The organism is Paenibacillus sp. FSL M8-0142 (assembly GCF_038597315.1).
Taxonomy (GTDB): Bacteria; Bacillota; Bacilli; order Paenibacillales; family Paenibacillaceae; genus Paenibacillus_AQ; species Paenibacillus_AQ lactis.
In genome coordinates, this window is record NZ_CP152008.1 from 1,210,988 (window position 1) to 1,229,958 (window position 18,971).

14 protein-coding genes are annotated in these 18,971 nt (G+C 51.2%); 13 read left to right on the forward strand and 1 reads right to left on the reverse strand.

All coding sequences use genetic code 11. The features are described from left to right. Positions 1 to 65: 65 nt before the first annotated feature. From NSQ46_RS05690 to NSQ46_RS05750, 13 genes are all read left to right on the forward strand, one after another. The gene (locus NSQ46_RS05690) at positions 66 to 1,790 is read left to right on the forward strand and encodes a histidine kinase (protein WP_210094491.1); all 1,725 of its coding nucleotides are present in this window, start codon (positions 66 to 68) and stop codon (positions 1,788 to 1,790) included. Then, the gene (locus NSQ46_RS05695) at positions 1,790 to 3,376 is read left to right on the forward strand and encodes a helix-turn-helix domain-containing protein (protein WP_210094490.1); all 1,587 of its coding nucleotides are present in this window, start codon (positions 1,790 to 1,792) and stop codon (positions 3,374 to 3,376) included. Before NSQ46_RS05690 ends, NSQ46_RS05695 begins: the two co-directional genes overlap by 1 nt. 306 nt (positions 3,377 to 3,682) lie before the next feature. Continuing rightward, a complete protein-coding gene (locus NSQ46_RS05700; protein WP_007132359.1) occupies positions 3,683 to 4,603 on the forward strand; it encodes a sugar ABC transporter permease in 921 nt (306 codons plus the stop codon). Positions 4,604 to 4,621: 18 nt separating this feature from the next. Beyond that, positions 4,622 to 5,458 (forward strand): carbohydrate ABC transporter permease, encoded by an 837-nt coding sequence (locus NSQ46_RS05705; protein WP_007132360.1) that lies wholly within the window; start codon positions 4,622 to 4,624, stop codon positions 5,456 to 5,458. Positions 5,459 to 5,611: 153 nt separating this feature from the next. Then, positions 5,612 to 6,979, forward strand: a complete 1,368-nt coding sequence (locus NSQ46_RS05710) for an extracellular solute-binding protein (RefSeq protein WP_007132361.1) — start codon at positions 5,612 to 5,614, stop codon at positions 6,977 to 6,979. A 110-nt stretch (positions 6,980 to 7,089) separates the two neighbouring features. After that, positions 7,090 to 8,343, forward strand: a complete 1,254-nt coding sequence (locus NSQ46_RS05715; protein WP_007132362.1) for an alpha-L-fucosidase — start codon at positions 7,090 to 7,092, stop codon at positions 8,341 to 8,343. A 36-nt stretch (positions 8,344 to 8,379) separates the two neighbouring features. Then, entirely contained in the window at positions 8,380 to 10,239 is a 1,860-nt protein-coding gene (locus NSQ46_RS05720) for a beta-galactosidase (RefSeq protein WP_007132363.1), read from the forward strand. A 323-nt stretch (positions 10,240 to 10,562) separates the two neighbouring features. Beyond that, the gene (locus NSQ46_RS05725; protein WP_342576457.1) at positions 10,563 to 12,224 is read left to right on the forward strand and encodes a hypothetical protein; all 1,662 of its coding nucleotides are present in this window, start codon (positions 10,563 to 10,565) and stop codon (positions 12,222 to 12,224) included. Positions 12,225 to 12,628: 404 nt separating this feature from the next. Beyond that, a complete protein-coding gene (locus tag NSQ46_RS05730) occupies positions 12,629 to 13,108 on the forward strand; it encodes a GyrI-like domain-containing protein (protein WP_040740150.1) in 480 nt (159 codons plus the stop codon). 341 nt (positions 13,109 to 13,449) lie between these two features. Next, complete coding sequence (locus NSQ46_RS05735; RefSeq protein ID WP_342576458.1) at positions 13,450 to 13,914, forward strand: phage tail protein; 465 nt, start codon at positions 13,450 to 13,452, stop codon at positions 13,912 to 13,914. Between the two features lie 304 nt (positions 13,915 to 14,218). Next, on the forward strand, positions 14,219 to 15,196 hold the full coding sequence (locus NSQ46_RS05740) for a LacI family DNA-binding transcriptional regulator (protein ID WP_028405912.1): 978 nt from the start codon (positions 14,219 to 14,221) through the stop codon (positions 15,194 to 15,196). Positions 15,197 to 15,347: 151 nt separating this feature from the next. After that, on the forward strand, positions 15,348 to 16,274 hold the full coding sequence (locus NSQ46_RS05745; RefSeq protein ID WP_341342354.1) for a prenyltransferase: 927 nt from the start codon (positions 15,348 to 15,350) through the stop codon (positions 16,272 to 16,274). 31 nt (positions 16,275 to 16,305) lie between these two features. Next, positions 16,306 to 17,037, forward strand: coding sequence for a DUF6081 family protein (locus tag NSQ46_RS05750; protein ID WP_342576459.1), 732 nt, complete (start codon positions 16,306 to 16,308; stop codon positions 17,035 to 17,037). 1,007 nt (positions 17,038 to 18,044) lie between these two features. On the opposite strand, the gene NSQ46_RS05755 is transcribed toward NSQ46_RS05750, so the two are convergent. After that, positions 18,045 to 18,971: a glycine betaine ABC transporter substrate-binding protein gene (locus NSQ46_RS05755; protein ID WP_007132371.1), complete on the reverse strand. Its 927-nt coding sequence runs from the start codon at positions 18,969 to 18,971 to the stop codon at positions 18,045 to 18,047.

Below are 18,971 nucleotides of genomic sequence, written 5' to 3' on the forward strand. Positions count from 1 at the left end.
ATGCTTCCAGCACAGAGGATTGATAGAATAAAGAGGACAAGGAGCATAAGAAAGGGCAGAGAAACATGTTCAAATTTACCTTCTACAAACGCATCCAGCTGTCGTTTCTTTTGCTGATCTTCATTCCGCTGATAGCGGTTTCTATCATATCGTTTGTTCTGATCCGGGATACGATGGTAGAGAAGCTGCAGCTCAGCAACGAGAATGTCCTGAATGTCATGACGGATGAGCTGAGCAAAACCATTGACGATATCACGTTTGCCTCTCATTTTATCGTGAACGATACAAGTGTTCGCAATATTCTGAAGTCATTCGCAGACACCGAGAGGCTGGCAACTTATGAGGATTATGTGCATTTTAGACAAATTCAGGACATCTTTTCCCTGATTAACTCCAAGCCGCTGAATAATAATGTCCGCATGTACCTGGTCAACCCGCAGCAATTCGTCATCTCTTCCGGCACGGAGGATTTGACCACGATTAACGGAAGCGTTGACGAACTGATGCAGCGCGTTGATCTCAACAAACCGGAAACCCTGCAATGGCTAGGAATGGCCGGCGGTGACTCGGCGGGGAAGGGGAAAAGCTACTACATCGCCAGGGTGATCTATGACAGCCGAGAGAAGAGGCAAGTGTCCGTATTGCTGTGCGCCATTTCCGATAAGTACTTCAACCGGCTGCTCGGTACGGTCGACTTTGGCAAGGTGGCCCTCTTTGATGCAAACGGGGAATTCATTGCAGGTCATGCGGAGCTGATTCCGCATCATACGGAGACCAAGAGCAGTGTCCGATCGGATAGAACCATTTTGAAATCGAACTGGAAGCTGGCCTACGAAGCTTCGGAGAAAGAGTGGTCGGAGCCAATTTCCCGGACGTTTTATACCGGTCTTGCCGGGGTTCTTCTGCTGTTTCTCGTGTTCTCCGGGATGTCTATCCTGATCGCCAAAAGGCTGCACAGGCCGATTCTCAAGCTGCAGCGAGTGGTGCGGCAGTTCGGAATGGGAAATCTGGACGTCCGGCTGGAGGTCAAGGGCAAGGATGATATCGCTGAGTTGAGTCAGACGCTGAATACGATGCTGGATCAATTACAGCGGCTGATCCATGATATCGAACAGGAGCAGGAACAGAAGCGGGTGATGGAGCTCGAAGCCTTGTTTATGCAAATTCGCCCTCATTTTTTGATCAACACGCTCAATTCGATCAAATGCAGCCTCATCCTGACGAAGGATACGCTTCACAGCGGAATTATCGATTCCCTGATGAGCTTGCTGCGAGCCTATCTCAAGGTCAATGAGCCGGCCACGTTGCGCGAGGAGTGCAAGCTGCTGGGCCACTATGTCGACATTATGAAAATCCGCAACGAAATCCCGCTTCGCTTAGAGGTCGATCTGGAACCGGAAACCGAAGGGCTCATATTGCCAAAACTCATATTGCAGCCGGTCGTTGAGAATGCCATCGTCCACGGACTTGTCGATCATCAGACGCCACGTATTCAGGTCCGCTCCAGACGCGACCCGGACGGAATCAGGATTGAGATTATCAACAACGGTACCCGGGCCGAAGAAGGAATGCTCGAATGTCTGAACCGCAGGCTGGGGAAACCAAGCGATGAGCAGGATGGAGCCTATGAGAGAGTCGGTCTGATGAACGTGGTCCAAAGACTCCGATTGACCTTCGGGCAGGAAGCGAGGCTGACACTCGCCAACCTTCCGCATGAGGGGATGTCTGTTTTGCTGTACTTGCCCGTAAGTCAACATCATGGTTATCTACCGGAGGGAGAGGAAGAGTAATGTATAGAGTTATGCTCATCGACGATGATGTTCCTATGCTCAAGGTATTGCAGCAGATGATTGACTGGGAGGCCAACAATCTGCAGATTGCCGGCAGTACGTATTCCAGCGCCAAAGCGCTGCATATGTTTGAGGAAGTGCAGCCGGATATTGTCATTACGGATATCGGACTCCCGCAAAAAAACGGCATTGAGCTGGCGGACCATTTTATGCGCGTGAAGCCGGAGGTACGGATTATCTTCCTGACCTGCCATGAGGATTTTCATTATGCCCAGCAAGCCGTAAAGCTGCAAGCGGATGATTATCTGATCAAGGATCAGCTTACAGCGGAGCAGTTGGAACAGAGCCTCGGCAAATCCATGAACTTGCTAAAAATGCGAACCGGTCTGATTCATCGCGAAGGGGCCAATTACAATAGTCAGCTCTTTCGGCAAGACCTGCTGCAACGGGTGATCAATGGCTCGCCGTCCGAAGCCACTCAGGCTTATGCAGCGCAGCTCGGCATCTCCTGGACCTATCCGTGGTTTGCGTTGGGGCTGGTCAGCATTCGACTCTCCAGCTTTGACAAGCGCTTCAGACAAACGGAATTGCCGCTGATTTTATACGCCGTTTATAATATTGCGACGGAATTGTCCGAGTCGTACGAAGGGATTACGCCGTTCATGGAGCAGGGGAACATTGTGATTCTGCATAACTTTAGGGTCAATCTGGCGCAGAATGCCAGCTTGCATCTTCATCATTATTTGCAGCGACTGCGTTATCAGTGCCTCCACTTTCTCAAGATTCAACCGAATGTTGTCTCCGTCACGGACAAGATGGAATTAAGCTCGATCGGCTCCGTCTATCAGGATATTTTTCATGGAAAATACGAGTTTTATGAAAATACCGACTATACGATGCTGGAAGCTTCGCAAATCCGAACACGGTGGTTCCAAGCCGCGCCTCAGGGGTTTCTGGACAGTTACGTTTCGGAGCTGGAACGGATGCTCATGAAGCAGGATCTCGACGGTATACGCGCTGCGCTGCAGAAGATCGCCGGAACCGCGAAGGAGCTGTCGATTGATCCGGGCGACTTTGCCCGGGATCTTTCCTCCATGCTTCGCAGCATCGAGCTGATGTTTTCCAGTCTGAAATTCGAAGAGGATCTGTTCGCCTATCTCGGTTTAGCCCGCACCTTGGAGGATATGATGGAGCTGGTGGAGAGAAGGCTGATCCAGACGATCGGAACGCGGAAAACGGGAGCGGGAAGCCCCACGAACGAGCCGAAGCTGCAGGTGATCCAGCAATATATCGATCAGCATCTCGACGATAACATTACATCGATCGATATGGCACGCTATCTGTTTTTGAACCCGAGCTATTTTTCCCGGTATTTCAAACGGTTGACAGGGCTCACCTTCACGGATTACGTGCATCAATACAAAATGAAGATGGCCACCAAAATGCTTAGAATGTCCGGGCAGAATTTGGAGTCTCTGGCTATGGAATTAGGCTATTCGGACCGTACGTATTTTTCGAAAGTGTTCAAAAAATACGTGGGGACCACCCCGAGCGAGTATAAAGCGAAGTACACCGCGCGAAAGTAAGCGGGCCGATAGTATTCAATTATTTGGAATAAGCATTAGAAGCGTAGGCTCCACTTTGTGGGGCTTTTTGTTTTGGGGTCCCCGCAAAGTATTTGGAATAAGCATCGAAGCGTAGGCTCCACTTTGTGGGGCTTTTGTTCTGGGGTCCCCGCAAAGTAATTGGAATAAGTATCGAAGCGTAGGCTCCACTTTGTGGGGCTTTTTTTAGGTCAAAATCTTGCACATGGCTGGTCAGAATCCCTCCTTCTTGCCGATGGCGGATGTATTACTATAATGACAACTTACAAATTGTTGAGGTGATGCTTCATGGAGGCTGTACAACGACCAGTGCCCAAGAGCCGGCGGAAGTTTTGGACTCCCAAGCGGAAAGAGGCTTTGATCGGGTGGCTGTTTCTTGCCCCGGAAATCGTCGGGATGCTGTTATTAAATGTATTTGCCCTTGGATTCTCTTTGTATTTGAGCTTATCCGATTGGGATATGCTGTCGGGTGTCCAGGGTATCGAATTTACCGGTTTCGATAACTATATCAAGATGTTTCAGGATCCAACCATCATTCAAGCGATAAAGAATAATTTGATCTATATGGTTCTTACGGTGCCGATCCCGATTGCCATCGCCCTGGTGCTTTCGGTTTTGATTCACAACAGTGTGTTCTTCAAAAGCTATTTTAAAGTCGCGTTCTTCATTCCGTATATTTCTTCGATTATCGCGGTCGCTGCGGTGTGGAGCGCATTATTCCATCCATCGCTGGGACCGATCAACCAGTTTCTGATGGAGCTCGGGATCAGCAATCCGCCGAAGTGGCTGGTCGATCCGAAAACGTCGCTCCTGGCGATTTCGATTATCAGCTCCTGGGCGGGCCTGGGCTACACGATCATTATCTATATGGCCGGGCTTACGAACATATCGAATGAAATTTATGAAGCGGCGGATATTGACGGTGCCGGTGCAATTAAAAAGTTTTTTGCGATCACGGTTCCGATGCTCCGTCCAACAACCTTCTTCCTGTTGATCACGATGTTGATTGGTTCGTTTAAAGTGTTTGACATTATCGCGTTCCTGACGGAAGGCGGACCGAACAATTCTTCTACCGTGCTTGTATTCCGTATCTATGAGGAAGGCTTCCAATATTACAATATGGGATACGCTTCGGCCATTTCCTGGCTGCTGTTCGCGATTATCGGCCTGATTACCGCGCTCACCTGGAAGATGAGAAATGAAGAATAGAGAGGGAGAGGATTGTACATGCAGTTGCTTCGAAAAAACATGTCCAAAGGGGTAATCACCCTTTTGATGGGGGCATTGTCCATCGTGTTTCTCGTTCCGCTCATTTGGATGATTTCCGCGGCTTTCAAATACGAGAAGGATGTTATGCGCTTTCCAATTCAATGGATACCGGAAAAGGTGAATCTGGCGTATAATTTCAAGACGGTTTGGATGGGGAGAGTTCCCTTCTATGATTTCTATTTTAATTCTTTTAAAATAGCCATTATCACGACCTTAATCACGCTGATCATCTCATCCATGGCCGCTTATGCGCTAACGAAGATCCGATTCAAGGGACGGAATCTCGTCTTTATGGCCCTACTCTCGTTCATGATCATTCCGGATCAGGCGACGCTGATTCCGCGGTTTCTGCTCATTCGCTGGTTTGGTCTCTACAATACGCATGCGGCCATCATCTTCATGAGTATGTTCTCGATCTACTTCACGTTCCTGCTTCGTCAATTCATGATCGGGATCAGCGATGAATATTTGGAAGCTGCGAGAATTGACGGTGCGGGCCATCTGCGGACATTTGCTTCCATTATGGTTCCGCTGTGCAAGCCTGTGCTGGCTACGGTAGCGATCATTAAATTCATTTGGACTTGGAACGATTACCAGAATCCGCTGATCTTCCTGCTGGACAAGGACCTATACACGATTCCGCTGGGGATGACGCTGTTCCGTGATGACTATACCAACAACTATGCCATTATGATGACGGCGGCGGTATCGGCGATCATTCCACTGGTCATCGTGTTCATCGTATTGCAGAAGCAGGTCATAAACGGTATCGCTTTAGGCGGGGTAAAAGGTTGATCCGAAGCCTAATGTGAAAAGGCCGAAGGTTTCGCAAAAGTCAAAAAAGTAATCCTAGAACCTCAAAATTGTGCACTTGATCGGCCGTGCCGGTGCCTATAATGAACATGAAAACAGCACAACAACTAATTTATCTGTGCAGGGGGAAGTAAGATGAAGAAAAAAGTCAAACACAGATTATCCATCATTCTAAGCACGGTTCTGGCAAGCACCCTGATTTTAAGCGGCTGCGGGAATTCCGGTTCAGAATCGGGTGCCGGCAAGGCAGACAATGGGGTTACCACCATCAAGTATTACAACTGGGATAACGAGGCCCAGCAGGCGGGCACGGATGCCATGCTCCAGGAATTTATGGATCAAAATCCGGACATCAAGGTCGAGCATGTGGTGCTGGTTCCCGGCGATTCCGTGGAAATGCTGAAAAAGCTGGATTTCCTGATCTCTTCCGGCGAAGCGATCGATGTTATTCAATTCCCGAGCTTGGGCGGAGTTCTCGAGCGGGCTGAACGCGGAGCTCTTGCTCCTCTGAACGAGTTCTACGAGAAGGAAAGCTTGGTTCCGGAAGACGAGTATTTCGTAAATCCCAAGTTAGGCGACAAGTATTATGGCATGCAGTATACCAAGAGCACGAACTATGTCATGCTCAATAAGGATGCCCTGGATGAAGCGGGACTTGAGGTTCCGAAATATGGTTGGACATGGGACGACTACCGCGAATACGCCAAAAAGCTGACCAAGGGCGAAGGCGTTGACAAGCGCTACGGATCTTATTTCCACACATGGGAGCTTTATATGAACGCTCCGGCCCAAACCATGATGAAAGATCCGTTCGTCTATGAAGACGGAACGACGATTCTGGCGGATCCGACATACAAATATTTCTTCCAGCTCCGTAAAGACATGGAGGAGAAGGACAAGTCGGCCAAGCCTTACAGTGACGTGCTTGCTGCGAAGCTGAACTACCGTACGGAATTCTTCAATGAAGAAGCCGCTATGATTCTTACAGGCAACTTTACGATCGCAGACCCAGGCAATACCGAGCAATATCCGCATGAGTTCAAAACCGCCTTCGCTCCTGTACCTGTGCCTCCTGCTGGCTGGGAACCGAAAGAGTATGAAGGAAAATACTTCACCAGCGGCAATATGCTGGCAATGGGCGCCAACTCCGCCAACAAGGCAGCCTCCTTCAAGCTTATGAGATTCATGACAACAGCCGATTCGGACAACAGACTTGAGTTCTCTGGCTACAAAAAGGCGAATAACGAGGAATTGCTGACGAAGCTGGTTGCCGGCAAAGAGGATATGTACGATATGGATTCGTTGAAATATACGCTGTTCAGCGATGAAATCCAATATCTGGATGCCGCCAAAGTCATGATCGCGTCTACCGCGGAATTGACCAAGATCATAAATGACGGCTTCTCTAAATTCATGCTCAGCAATGAGCCGATTGATGAGGTTCAACAATGGATGGTCGATGAGGCCACGAAAATCATTAACGAAAAAGGCGTTATCAAGTAACAGGGATAGCACAGGGTAAAGAATCCTGGTAGGAATCGGGCTTCGGGGGGCCATTAAGCCGGCTTCCCAAAGCCCTTTTTTTTCAACTGTAGAGAGTTGGAGGGGAAAGCATGTCAATAACAAGAAAGCTAGAGGAGCAGCTAGCTGTTCCTTCGCCGGAGCAATTAGCTTGGCAGGATATGGAGCTCGGGATGTTCTGCCATTTTGGAATCAATACGTTCTGTGACCAGGAATGGGGGGAAGGCAAGGATGCTCCGGCCTTGTTTAATCCGGAACGCCTGGATGCCAAACAGTGGGCCCGGTCCGCGAAGGAAGCCGGCTTCCGTTATCTCATACTGACGGCCAAGCATCATGACGGCTTTTGCCTGTGGCCGACGGCGACGACGGATTACTCCGTAGCCTCGAGCCCGTGGAAGGAAGGCAAGGGCGATGTCGTGAAAGAATGCGCGGAAGCTTGCCGGGAGGAGGGCATCGGCTTCGGTATTTATGTATCCCCTTGGGACAGGCACGAGCCGTGTTATGCCGATCCGCAGCAGTATGATGACTTTTATTGCAGACAATTGGAGGAGCTCTTAACCGGCTATGGTCCGCTTGTGGAAATTTGGTTTGACGGCGCGGGATCGGAAGGCCGCGAATATGATTGGCCGCGAATCATGGGTCTTGTGAAAAAATATCAGCCAAGCGCCATGGTGTTTAATATGGGCGCGCCCACGATTCGGTGGGTCGGCAATGAGGATGGTGTCGCTCCGTATCCTTGCTGGAACACGGCCGATTCTTCTCGGGGCAGCATGTTCAGCGAAGAATCGCTGAAATGGCTGACGGAGACGCCGAGCTGGGTGCCCGCAGAATGCGATGTACCGATCCGAAAAGACCGCTGGTTCTGGCATCCGGACGAGGAACATTTGCTGTTGTCTCTTGATCAGCTTATGGACATCTATTACCGGTCGGTTGGACATGGAGCGACCTTGCTGCTCAATGTCGCTCCGGACCCCCGGGGACTGCTTCCGGAGGCCGATGTAAAGCGGCTTCTGGAATTTGGCAGAGAGATCAAGCGTCGGTTCGGTTCTGCCCTGGCCGAAGGCTCGGGATCGGGAGAGGCCGTTCAGTTAATCCTTCCCCAAGCATGCGTGATCGATCATGTCGTGGTCATGGAGGAGATTGCATACGGGGAAAGGATCAGTCAGTATGTGCTGGAAGCCTTCGTCGGTGGAGAGTGGCTCGAGCTGACACGCGGCAGCGCGATCGGTCACAAGAAAATCGATGCGTTCTCTCCGGTAACGACCGACAAGGTGCGTTTGCGGGTACTGGAAGCGGCCGCAAGTCCGGTCATCAAAAAATTGGCGGTTTATCGCTGCGGGCAATAAGCCTTGGATCCTAACATAAGGTGGAGGAGAACTGGAATGGGAGTGCTCACTTGGAAGAACGGACAATACCTGCTGGACGGGCAGCCTTACCGGATCATATCGGGAGCGGTTCACTATTTCCGTGTCGTTCCTGAATATTGGGAGGACAGGCTTTTAAAATTAAAGGCCTGCGGCTTTAATACCGTTGAAACGTATATCGCATGGAATGTGCATGAACCCACAGAAGGGGAATTTAACTTTAGCGGGATGGCCGACGTTGGATCGTTTATCGAATTAGCCGGGAAACTCGGCTTGCACGTCATTGTCAGACCCAGCCCGTTTATCTGTGCGGAATGGGAATTTGGAGGTTTGCCGGGCTGGCTGCTAGGTTATGGAGAAATCCGGCTTCGCTGCAGTGACCCGCTCTATTTAAGTAAGGTGGATCATTATTACGACGAGCTGATCCCGAGAATGGTTCCGCTCCTGTCTTCGAACGGAGGGCCGATCCTGGCTGTTCAGGTCGAAAATGAATACGGCAGTTACGGCAACGATCACGCTTATCTGGAGTATTTGCGCGCAGGACTGGTGCGGCGTGGCGTCGATGTGCTTCTCTTTACCTCCGACGGGCCAACCGACGAAATGCTGCTGGGCGGGTCCATCGACCATGTGCACGCGACTGTAAATTTCGGTTCCCGGGTAGAAGAATCGTTCGGCAAATACCGCGAATACCGTACGGATGAGCCGCTGATGGTCATGGAATTCTGGAACGGCTGGTTTGATCACTGGATGGAGGACCATCATGTCCGGGATGCGGCCGATGTCGCCGGCGTACTGGATGAAATGCTTGAGAAGGGCTCCTCGATCAATATGTATATGTTCCATGGCGGAACCAACTTCGGCTTTTACAGCGGAGCGAATCACATCAAGACCTATGAACCGACGACGACAAGCTACGATTATGATGCCCCTTTGACGGAATGGGGGGATAAGACGGAGAAATATGAGGCGGTGCGGACTGTGCTCGGCAAGCATGGTTTTAAGCCGGGTTGCGCCTTTCCGGAGCCCATTCCAAAGGCGGCCTACGGAAAGGTCGCTTTGTCTGAGATGGCCGGTCTGTTTGCGGATGCCAATCTAGAGCATCTCTCAGAGCCGAAACAAAGCGTGTGCATCAAGCCAATGGAAACATTCGGACAGTCCTATGGCTTTATCTTGTACAGCACCTTTATTCCGGGACCAAGGCAAGGACAGCAGCTGCATATTCAGGAGGTTCGTGATCGCGCCCAGGTATTTCTGGACGGTCGGCCGCTTGGCGTTATCGAACGATGGAATTTGCAGCCGCTCGATATTACCGTACCCGCAACGGGAGCAAGGCTGGATATTCTCGTCGAGAACATGGGCCGGATCAATTATGGGCCGCTGATCCACGATCCCAAGGGAATCACGGAGGGCGTGAGAATCGATAACCAATTCCTGTATAACTGGACGGTCCGGACCCTGCCGCTTGCGTCCCAGATGCTGTCATCCCTCTCTTATAAACCGGTTATGGATAAAGGGCAGGCGGAGCATGAAGAGCTGTCTACGTCGACGTCGGAAGACACGGGTCTGCCCGGATTTTACCGCGGCAGCTTTCAGGTGGAGGACATCGGGGATACGTTCCTTCGCTTTGATGGCTGGACGAAGGGTGTCGCCTGGATTAATGGCTTCAATCTCGGCCGGTACTGGAACGCGGGGCCCCAAAAGGCCTTGTATATTCCCGGCCCTTTATTGCGTAAAGGGGAGAACGAGCTGGTTCTCTTTGAACTGCATGGCGGTCCCGAATCTTGCGAAGTTGAGCTGTCAGATCAACCAGACCTGGGACAGACCGCGGCAGTGGATGAAGCCGTGCTTAATTTCGTACAGGACGAAGAGGACAAGTAACCTATAACGACAGAATTATGCTGCAGTTTAGCTTGTTCAACGACCCGGGCAGAGAGGCTCTCTGGCCGGGCTTTTGCTGTATATGCCCTAAAATAGGGTCCGGTGCCTATCATGCAATGAAAGGATTGACAGCACGGCTTAAGATAATGGCCGGACGAATGCGGGGCTGCTTGGGAACCGGTCCTGTATGTATTTTCAAGCTTGTATGGACTTGAGGCTCTTTAATAGGTTTATATGTGTTCAAATTGGTTTCTTTTTGTTCGTTTTTATCTTACATTAGGGTAGGGAAGCGGCTTTATCACCGGATTGGGAAGGAGAAGACGATGAACGATTATCATGGAAGAATGAACCGGATTGTTCGGAATGTTGCGGAACAAGCATGGAGGCTGCCCCTGCAATCCAGCGGACTGTGGTTTCATGGGGATGTGCGAGACAACTTCTATTATGCCTCCTATTTGTTTGCAGCTTCGTTAGACCTGGAGCATGATCCGCAGTTCAACCGGCAGGAGGGTAAGCGGCTGGCAGAGGAGGTTTTGGGTCGTGTGCTGCGGCTGTCGGACCGGGATGCGAAGAGTCCGATGTACGGACACTGGCCGCTGAACCTGGAACCGAAGCCGGAGGCGGCGAGTCCGCACGTGCTGCCGGTGGAATTGATGGGGAGCTTGATGTTTTTTTTCCATCACAAGTTTGAAAGCGGGATGAACGAGGGCCTGGCGAGGGAGTTTGAGGCCGCGCTGGAACACATCTATCGCGGAGGTTTTTTTCGCAAGCCGCTCACGGTGTGCAACCATCATGAGGCGAAGTATACGGCGGCCAAGCTAATATTCGGCCAGCGGTTCGGGGATAAGGAGCTTCTGGAGGACGGAAAACAAAGCCTTAGGGATACCCTGACTCTGCTCCGCCGGGAGGGTATGGCTGAGTATGGGTGCCTGCCGTGGTTTTGGCATTGGACACAGGCGTTCACCTGTGCGCTGGAATTGGCGGAGGAACCGGAAGTGAAGCAGAAGCTTCATGAACTGTTGGATGAGCTGTGGAGCCTTCGCGCGTCTTATTACCTGAAGGGGGCGTGGGTAGGAGCCCACTCCAGGGGATGGCCGCATGATGCTCCGCGGGATGCCAATGTGCTTCACGATTATGTCCAGTTCGGTGATTTTAGCCTTCCGGAGGAGATGCCGCGCACGGAATATGCCGGTTTTCTATTCCACGAAGCTCCGGAAGCTGCCCGGCACCTTGCCCTGCATCGAAGCGAACCGGCGGAAGTGCGCAAGGTGCTGATGAAATCGGTTGACGGCGAGTTGCGAAAGCTGCACTCCTATGCTTATGTGACGGAGGATTTTGCGGCGGGCGGATTGTGGGAGCGGGTCCGGGAGTTCGACAACGAGCAGCTGCGCTGGATGTTCAGCCTGCCTGTCCGTTTAGGCGGGAAGGCGAATCAGCTGTATTTTTTCCATCCGGGGGAGGGATACGATCCTTCGGGAAGCGATCCTCGTCACCAAAGCGAGTGGATGGAGGTGCTGTATCACAAAAATGTGGTGCTGGCGCTCTATCCGCTGCCTGAACTGGCGGTTGCCAGTGGCGAAGAAATCGTCGGCGTTCTGCCGGAAGGGGAATGGTTGTACGAGGCCGAAGCTTTGTACGGCAAGGTAGATGAGGTTTATTTTGCCATACATTTAAGCCCGGGGACGGCTTATGACATTCGGGCGCAGTCCGGATATCAACAGATTGTTTGCCGAGGCGACGGAATTGCTCTCGCCGTAGAGGCGGTGTCCATTCGGGAAGCGGAGAACAGAGGGATCGGACAGCTGGCGGCGTTCGCACGGCAAATGTCCGGGCAGAGGCCGGAATTCAAGACAGACGGCGGGCTTGAGGTGGCGTATACAGGATGGACGACGGAAGACCGACTATTTTTGAAGCATAGGGGTTCAGGCAGCTCGGCGAGAATGATCAACGGGGCGGAATGTACGTTTGAACCGTATTCTGTGTAGTTATCGAACAGAAAAGAGGGACTGGCGAGTTAACCCGTCCTTTAAAGTATAGGAAATGTTGAGCAGATGCGCCGGTTGCGGACTCTCTGAGTCTTCAATCGGCGTTACTTTGTTGCTAGCCGCATTCGATGTCTTTTTAATCGAAGTATATTAATTTATTGTTGTAACTGTAATGACAAGTAGTTATATCCTTTGCCGAAATTGCCAAGTACTTGTACGTAGCCGATTCATTGACAGCCTAGATCGTCGGAGTGTGGATATAAAGCCGATACTCCCCATCCGATCCGTTTTTTTTCATGGCTCATTTAAACAGTATCATTTTTTGACACGATTTAAAGTTATGATTAACCCATCAAGTAATAAAACATAGGAATCACAATTTAAAGAAGAGGAAGGGATTGAATATGGCAAATTACAGTATTGAGGAAAAAGACAGCTTTATCGTATTAGGAATCGGAACGGAGCTTCAAAGCGACTACACCGACTATGCCGGCATAAACAAGGAGAAGGCGGACTTTTGGAAAGCCGTGAAACAAGATGGAAGACTTGACACATTAAAGGCCGTGGCCGCAAATGACTATATTTTTGCCGTAAACGAAGCGGTGAATAACAAGATGATGTATTACGCTGGCGTGATGACCGAGGCATCGTTACCGGAAGCGACCAGAGTCATCCAGTTTCCTAAAGGGGAATACCTCGTTGTAAAAGGAGAAGCGCAGACGGCTGAGGAGTTGAGTCAAGTGCTTACAGGCATTGCTTTTGGACAGGTGCTGCCGGAAGCACAGGATTTTGCCTATGTCGGCGGGCCCAACGCAACGGTGGAGATGGGGCAGCGAAACGGTCTCGTATTTGGTGAAGTGTGGATTCCGGTCGTAAGAAAATAAAGAGACTCGCGATGCTTCCGAAGCGAGTTTTGCTCGAAGTAGTTCGAAGAAGTACCCCACACAAAACTAAGTCTACGCTTTCGATGCGAGTTTTGTTCGAAGTAGGCTCGAGGAAGTAACGCTCACAAAACTAAGTTGATGCTTCCGATGCGAGTTTTGCTCGAAGTAGGCTCGAGGAAGTAACGCTCACAAAACTAAGTTGATGCTTCCGATGCGAGTTTTGCTCGAAGTAATTCGTAGAAGTAACGCTCACAAAACTAAGATAATGCTTCCGATGCAAGTTTTGCTCGAAGTCAGTTCAAAGAAGTATCTCATACACAAAACTTTTAGGAGTGATGAACATGTCCCATATCGTTGATTTTAAAAACGTATCCACAGTCGGGTTAGAATCTTCGCCCGTAGCCGAAGCGCTGGCTGGTCTGCGAGCGAACGAAGCCCGTTACTTTATGAACAAATATAAGCATGAATTTACGGTTGTACCCGCCAGCGAAAGCCAGGAGACCCTGGATTATGTAAACCGAATTTTGAAAGAAGAACGCGATATTGAGTTTGCGGCCAAACCTTTAGAAACGTCGCGTTTCCAGGTGGAGAATATCCAATGGGCCTTCGTTTTTTATGAGGATGGTCTAGGGGTCAATGTCATGTATACGGTGGATGATCCTAAGAAGCGGGCCGTTGGCTTTAAGCTTTCTGAGGGGATGGAGGTGCCGCAGGAGTTAGAAGGGAAGTTTAAGTTTGCCAGACAGAAGTCCAAATTAGCCGGAACTATTCGGGGCTCGTTTTTCGTAATAAAAGGAGAGTATTAAGGAAGTAGAATTTCTTTTCGACAAGCACTTCCATGTATATCGAAACTCAAAGGGAAACGAAAACTCCGTGAACGACATAAATGATGATGAATTTGTTGTCGGACGACAAAGAACATACAGTCAAAGAACATATAGTCAAAGAGCATAAAAGACAAAGAATATGTAGACATTGAAAGCCGCATAAATTGCGGCTTTTGGTTTTAAGTATCTATTGGGGTTCATGCTCTCTTTTGAATCAACTGCCGGATCATGATAGTATCGAGGATAGATAGACTGCTGGCTAGAATCGAGGGAGGGAAAGAGCATGGCCAATATCAAAGAAATCGCAAAGCTTGCGGGCGTGTCGGTATCCACGGTATCCCGGGTGCTCAATAATCATCCCTATGTTCGCGAGGAAAAGCGAGCGCGGGTCCTGGCGACGATGAAGCAGCTGAAGTATGCGCGCAATATGAACGCCGTTCACCTCATTACGGGCAGAACGATGAATATCGCCATTATGCTGCCGTTCATTAACCATGCGTATTTTTCCTTGCTGATGGAGGGAGCCGGGCAAGAAGCGCTGGCGGCAAGCTACCGGCTTATCCTTTGTCAGACGGGATATGCGCAGGACAAAGAATTGGAAGTGCTGGAGATGCTGCGAAACCGGGAAATTGACGGGATCATTATTCTATCGTCCGCCGTTACCCCGGAGCAGATCGAAGCCTACTGTCCATATGGCCCGATTGTTTGCTGTCTGGATGCGGGGGAGCGATTATTTTCTTCTATATATATTAATCATGCGGAGGCTTTCCGGCGTGCCATGCATTATCTGATTGACCGGGGGCACCGCAGAATCGGATTTACGGTAGGAAGGCTGGACAGCCCCAGCACGAGAGCACGCAAAACAGCCTATGAGGAAGTGCTGAAGGAAATCGGAGAGCCTTACCGTGAGGAATGGATTTTGGATGGCTGCATTGATCTTGAGGATGGTGCGGCAATCATGAACCGGCTTATGGATATGAAAGAACGGCCAAGCGCCCTGCTCGTGACGGGGGACCATGTGGCGGCCGGCTTGATCTACGAAGCGGAGAAGCGGGACATATCCATCCCGCAGGAGCTTGCGGTCATCGGATTCGACAATCAACCCATCGGCAAAATGCTGGGGCTCACGACGATCGATAACCGACTGCTCGATATGGGTTCAGAGGCTTTCAAAATCGTGTATGCCCATATTCAGGGAGAACGGAAAGACCCGGTGCGCAAGGAGTTGCCGTTCGAATTGATTGAGCGCTCGTCCGTATAGGAGCTTAGCCAAGTTCTTACAAATAGATTACAAAGTTCGACAATTGTGATATCCTTAATGTACAAGTGCTTTGTTTCACAACATCGATTAACGTCTGCAAGCGAGTTGCAGGCGTTCTATTCTGTTTTATGAGAGAAAGGAGCCTACGCCAGTGGATGTCCTGAATCAGTTTAAAAAAGCTTCGCGTATCCAAGTCATTCCGGTCATGCTCATACCGGTTGCTTTGGGGGCGCTTGGCGCTTATGTTTGGACAGGTCGTTTCCATATCGGGCTTTTTTTATTGACCTTGATCGGAAGCGGGGCCGCCCATTTGTTCTCCAATATGGTGAACGATTTGTGGGACTATAAGAACGGGACCGATACGGAAGCCCAGGAGGACGTCGATGCGATCTCCACGAATTCAGGTTTTCTAACCAAAGGCATCTGGTCCATCCGCAAATTCGAGAGCGTTACCTGGACGCTGTTCGGAATTGCCGCGTTATGCGGGATTATTCTGAGCTTGATCAGCGGCTGGTGGGCGCTTCTGTTCAGCGCGCTTGGCGGACTCATCGCTTATTTTTACGTGGCGCCGCCCGTTCGGTTCGGATACCGGGGCAAGGGCTACAGCGAAATTGCGATCCTGTTGTCCTTCGGTATTTTGCCTGTTATGGGAGCATTCTATGTCCAGACGTCAAGCATGGATCTTCGGGCCCTCCTGTTGTCGCTGCCGATCGGGCTGCTCACGACGTTGATTTTGTTCAACCATCACTTCCTGCATTGGCAGGCGGATCGTCAGGCCGGAAAAAGAACCCTTGTGGTCGTATGGGGGGAAAAGCGGGCGTTGACGTTCTCACGGGCGCTGCTGCTGCTGGCCTGTCTGTCCCTGGTTGCCTGCGTCCTAGCGGGAGCTCTTCCACCTTATGCGATTATTGCTCTGCTGACCGTTATTCCATTGTATCTTGTGTATGGAAGACTGAAGGATAGCAATCGTTCCGAAGCTTACTTGCCGCTGATGGGCGCGTCAACGATGACAACGATGCGCTGCGGCGGCGTGTTGATCCTGTCGCTGCTCGTCCAAGGCATAATCCAGGCATTCTAACCTATTTTTGTGAGAAAGAAGGAGACCTTAGATGGAACAACAACGTGTTTTTGGTGATTTTCATACCATCCTGTCGGAGGGCAAGGTTTGGAAGATCGGCGGCTTTCCGCTGCCGGACGGTTCCTTCTGGGAGTACCGGGAGCCCGACGCTGTCGTTATCGTGCGCAACGGCATCCTGTATGTGCGCGCACCGCTGAGCCGCCAGCATAATCAGATTCAGATTCTCGACAATGCCAAGCATATGTATTATTCCGTGGAAGAGGTTGAAGTGCCGGAATCGGGCGAAGTGACCTTTGAGCTTCAGATCCGTGCCCGTACGCAGGGCACCGTTCCCGGTGATTTGTACGACGGTTACGTATCTTTGAATCTGCTGGATTTCTCAACCGGAGCGGCGCTCGACTTCTTCGCTTCGAACGATAAGTATGCGAGCGTGTATGCGGTGCTGCCTTTCCCTGGCGTTCAGGTGCCGGAATCGGATAAAACCCGCTTCTTCTGCATTTTTAAAGAGGAGGACACGCACTTCAAGCCGCAGGAATTCAATACGTACAAAATCACCTATAACCGCAGTGAGGACGAGGCGGTGTTCTATGTGAACGGGCAGGAGGTCCGCCGGGAGAACAACATCCCGATCAAATTCAACAAGTTCACGATTGCGCTTGGCATCATGACGGAGAAGGATCTGACGCCGCAGGGCAGCGTCTCGGTTCATGGTCAAACCGTCATTGCCGAGTATTCCCCGGTTACGGTAACCATCAAGGAATAGCTGCTATCCATGTAAAAAAGCGAGTCGCGCTCACGTTAGAGCGCGGCTCGTTTGCGTCTTAAGGGGAGGGGGGAGTGGTTTGCTCGGATAGTACTGGGGGCAGGGAGTGGATTGGTTTGCTTGGGTAGCGCGGGAGCAAGGGGGAGATTGGTTGTTTGAGTAGCGTGGAGGTTGGAAGTAGATTGGTTCGTTTGGGTGGCACGGGAGCTGGGAGTAGATTAGTTTGGTTGGATAGCATTGGTGTCTGGGAGTAGACTAGTTTGCTTGAGTAGCGCGGGAGTGTAGAGGCTCGTACAGGTGCATTTCTCCCGCGTCGACGATGGCATCTACTTGAGTGTTATGGCCGCCCCCAAGCGAACGAGCCCCGCCCAAGCGGTGCCTACGGGGAAACAAGTCCCGAAAAGGGACTTATGCTGCGCTAAAGCGGCGCCAACGAGCCAACAGGTCCCGAAAAGGGACTTGTGCTGCGCTAAAGTGGCGCCAACGAGCCAACAGGTCCCAAAAAGGGACTTGTGCTGCGCTAAAGTGGCACCAACGAGCCAACAGGTCCCGATAAGGGATTTGTGCCCCGCCCAAGCGGTGCCTACGGGGAAACAAGTCCCGAAAAGGGACTTGTGCTGCGCTAAAGTGGCACCAACGAGCCAACAGGTCCCGAAAAGGGACTAATGCTGCGCTAAAATGGCGCCAACGAGCCAACAGGTCCCGAAAAGGGACTTGTGCTGCGCTAAAGTGGCGCCAACGAGCCAACAGGTCCCGAAAAGGGACTTGTGCCCCGCCCAAGCGGCGTCTATGGACAAACAAGTCCCGAAAAGGGACTTGTGCTGCGCTAAAGCGGCGCCAACGAGCCAACAGGTCCCGAAAAGGGACTTGTGCTGCGCTAAAGTGGCGCCAACGAGCCAACAAATCCCCAAAACGGACTTGCCCCCGGACTCCCCGTCCTGCCCATACATCCCCCTATAGCCCAAAAAAGCCACCCGCAAAGGGTGGCTTTCGTGTAGGTTCAATCTTTACTTCTTCAGATCTTCAATCGAGTTCACGTCGACATACGATGGAACGACGAGGCCGGTTTTAACGCCTTCCATGTTAGCGCCAAGGTCTTCGACCTGATCCTTGAACTTATCCCAGTAGTCGGCATGCGTCAGCGGGAGCCATGCGGCAACCGTAGCGTCAACGTCGCCGTTGGCGACCCCGGTCCACATTGGGCCGGCTTCGACTTGAAGCGCTTCGACCTTAAAGCCGAGCTTCTCTTCCATAATGACCTTCAGCAGATTGGTGCTGGCGATTTCGGAGTCCCAAGCAACATAGCTGAATTTAAAGCTTTTGCCGTCAACGGGCTGAACGCCTTGCGTCCATTCGTTCACTTTTTCGCTGTTGGCTTCCATCCATTCCTTAGCGGCAGCTTCCGGATTCTGTCCTTCCTGGATGGCGGTCATGATTTGACCCATATCGTCCGAGGTCCATTTGAAGTTGCTCAGGAACTGATAAGCCTCCGGCTGATCCTCTTTCAGGCCTTTACGAACAACCGTGTGAATTTCTTCGGCTTCACCATAAACCTTCTTCGGATCTTCAAGATACTTCAGATCATACTTGGAGAACATCCAGTGCGGCGTCCAGCCGGTAATGATGATCGGTTCTTTCTTCTTGATCGCCTTATCAAGCGTAGCTGTCATTGCTGCACCGGAGCCTTCGATCAGCTTCCAATCCGTCAAGCCGTACTCCTCAATCGCGGCAGCCGTGGCTTTCATAATACCTGCGCCTGGATCAATACCGATGATTTCATGGTTTACCTGCTCGCCGATCGAGCCGGCGGCTCCGCCGTTTGCGCCTTCGCCGCCCTGGGCTCCGTTCGTGCCGCCATTGCCGCCCTGTCCGCATGCGGACAGAAGGAGGACAGCCGCCAAGCTAAGCATCAACCACCATTTCTTGTTCTTCAA